The organism is Mycetocola sp. (genome assembly GCF_046716805.1).
Lineage (GTDB): Bacteria > Actinomycetota > Actinomycetes > Actinomycetales > Microbacteriaceae > Mycetocola_A.
Map to the genome: position 1 here is coordinate 1 of NZ_JBKJWH010000037.1, position 2,562 is coordinate 2,562.

At 58.6% G+C, this 2,562-nt stretch carries 4 protein-coding genes; all 4 read left to right on the forward strand.

What is annotated here, in order from left to right:
- On the forward strand, positions 1-656 hold a 656-nt coding region (locus ACLQ62_RS03000), incomplete at its 5' end, for a DegT/DnrJ/EryC1/StrS family aminotransferase (protein WP_411720180.1).
- The gene (locus tag ACLQ62_RS03005; protein WP_411720181.1) at positions 653-1,291 is read left to right on the forward strand and encodes a sugar transferase; all 639 of its coding nucleotides are present in this window, start codon (positions 653-655) and stop codon (positions 1,289-1,291) included. The genes ACLQ62_RS03000 and ACLQ62_RS03005, both read left to right, overlap by 4 nt.
- Positions 1,291-1,929: a NeuD/PglB/VioB family sugar acetyltransferase gene (locus ACLQ62_RS03010; protein WP_411720182.1), complete on the forward strand. Its 639-nt coding sequence runs from the start codon at positions 1,291-1,293 to the stop codon at positions 1,927-1,929. Before ACLQ62_RS03005 ends, ACLQ62_RS03010 begins: the two co-directional genes overlap by 1 nt.
- On the forward strand, positions 1,926-2,562 hold a 637-nt coding region (locus ACLQ62_RS03015; RefSeq protein WP_411720183.1), incomplete at its 3' end, for a glycosyltransferase. The genes ACLQ62_RS03010 and ACLQ62_RS03015, both read left to right, overlap by 4 nt.

Consider the following 2,562-nt stretch of genomic DNA (forward strand, 5'->3'; position numbering starts at 1 on the left):
ACGCGGCTGAGTCTCTCGGTGCTACGCACAGAGGCCAGGCGGCGGGCTCATTCGGTCGGGCGTCGATCGTTTCTTTCAACGGTAATAAGATCATGACCACATCCGGGGGCGGAATGCTCCTTACGAATGACGAGGTGCTGGCCAAACACACGCGCTATCTAGCCACCCAGGCACGCCAGCCTGTCGTGCACTACGAACACACGGAGGTGGGCTACAACTATCGGTTGAGCAACCTTCTCGCCGCGCTGGGCAGAGCTCAACTGTCCCGGCTGGATAGAATGATCGCACGTCGCCGCTCGATCCGGGACCGCTACCGAAGCCTGTTCGAATCGATCGACGGTGTGAAGCTTTTCGGGGGTGTTGATGACAGGGGTGACAACGTTTGGCTGACCTCCATCATCGTTGACAGTGACGTTACCGGGTGGTCCCCGAACGACCTCAGCGTGGCGCTCGATTCCAACAACATTGAAAGCCGTCCGTTGTGGAAGCCCATGCACCTTCAGCCCGTCTTCGCCGCGGCGGCTGCTACGCTCAATGGCTCCTCAGAGCAGCTCTTTAAAACTGGAGTCACTTTGCCAAGCGGTTCGTCACTGTCGGATGAACAAGTTGATCAGGTTCTGAGTGCCATCGGGGATTTCGCCGGAGTTGCCCATTGATCCGCCTCGTTGCTCGCAAACCATACGACGCGCAGAAACGTGCCTTTGACGTGGTGGTTGCGCTCGTCGTCTACATAGTGTCCCTTCCGATACAGGCAGCAGTCGCGTTGTTAATAGCTGTTCTACTCGGGCGACCGGTGTTGTTTCGGCAATCTCGCCCCGGCTTGAACGGCGAGGTCTTCACCCTCGTGAAGTTCCGTACGATGAAATTGGCGGCGGCCGACGAGGGCGTGAGTTCGGACGCAGCTCGCCTTACCAGACTGGGGCGTTTCCTCCGAGCGACCAGCCTCGATGAGTTACCCACTCTGTTTAATGTAATCAAGGGAGACATGAGTCTGGTTGGCCCTCGTCCGTTGCTCACGTCCTACCTCCCGCGATACTCACCCGAGCAGGCAAGGAGGCACGAGGTGCGCCCGGGTGTCACAGGTCTGGCCCAGGTCAGTGGGCGGAACGCGCTTACGTGGGAAGAGAAGTTTGCGCTCGATCTTGAGTATGTTGAAAACCGCACGTTCAACTTCGATCTGCAGATACTGCGTGCGACCGTCTCGAGTGTGCTCCGCCGAAGCGGTGTCGCGAGTGAGGGTCATGCCACAACGGCTGAATTTCACGGGACACATGCTGGGAGAGACTCGTAATGGTGACTTCGGTGGTTGTCATAGGTGCGGGTGGGTTCGGGCGCGAAGCGCTCGACGTCATCGCAGCAGTGAATAGTATGCGCCATTCACTTCACGTGCTGGGCGTCGTCGATTCGGCCCCGAGTTCCCTCAACCTCAATAGGCTCGCGGAGAGAAACATCGAATACTTAGGCACCGAAGCCGAGTGGCTGTCAGGCGAGAGCAAAGCTTCGTACGTGCTCGCAGTTGGTGACCCGGCCGCGCGGTCTTCTATTGCCGCCCGGTGGAACCGTGCCGACCGTTCCGCCATCACCATTCTTCATCCGTCGGCGGTTCTAGGTAGCAATTCACTGGTCGGCCGGGGAAGCGTCGTGTGCGCAGGAGCGCAGATTTCGACCAATGTTCGAGTGGGCGAGTACGTGCACGTCAACCCCAACGCCACGGTGGGTCACGATTCTGTTTTGCATGATTTCGTGTCTATCAACCCCGGTGCCGTGGTTTCCGGGGACGTGGTGATCGGATCGGGCGTGCTTGTTGGTGCCGGAGCTGTGATACTCCAGCGACTGAGCATTGGGGAGAACAGCGTGGTGGGAGCGGCTGCCTGTGTCGTTCACGATGTCGCCGCTTCTGCCGTCGTTAAGGGAGTACCTGCCCGATGAGCGCCAAGTCCGTATGCTTCATCGTTACTGCGGAGATCACTGCGACGACCTTCTACCGTGGTTATCTGAGTTACCTCCAACAAGCGGGATGGGAGGTTTCGCTCATTGCTTCCTCGAATGGCAACCTCGAGGATTTCGGCCGAACTGAGGGGATCAGAGTCGTCAGTGTGCCCATGCGTCGCGAGCCGTCGCCTCTCAACGATGTGATAAGTCTCATTAGGCTTATCAGGGTAATTAGGCGGTTGCATCCAGACCTGGTGGTCACAGCCACGCCGAAGGCCGGCTTACTGGGCACCGTTGCAGCATTAGTCGTACGCGTTCCTGTCCGCGTGTACCAACTGTGGGGACTCCGTTTCGAGACCGAATCGGGGCCTAAGCGAACAATCCTGAAAATCCTTGAATTATGTACCGTCAAGTCCGCAACTCAAGTCGTTGCCAATAGTCCCAGCCTTGCACGCCGCGCCGCGCAGCTAGGCTTGACGGGCAGAAGGCCCGCTGTGGTCCTCGGTCCCGGGAGTTCACACGGGGTGGACCTTACTTACTTCTCGCCGCATGCAGACGTCCCGTCAGTGGACGAAACGACCTTGCGCTTCCTAGCGCACAATTCTGACAGCCTCGTGGTCGGATTTGTCG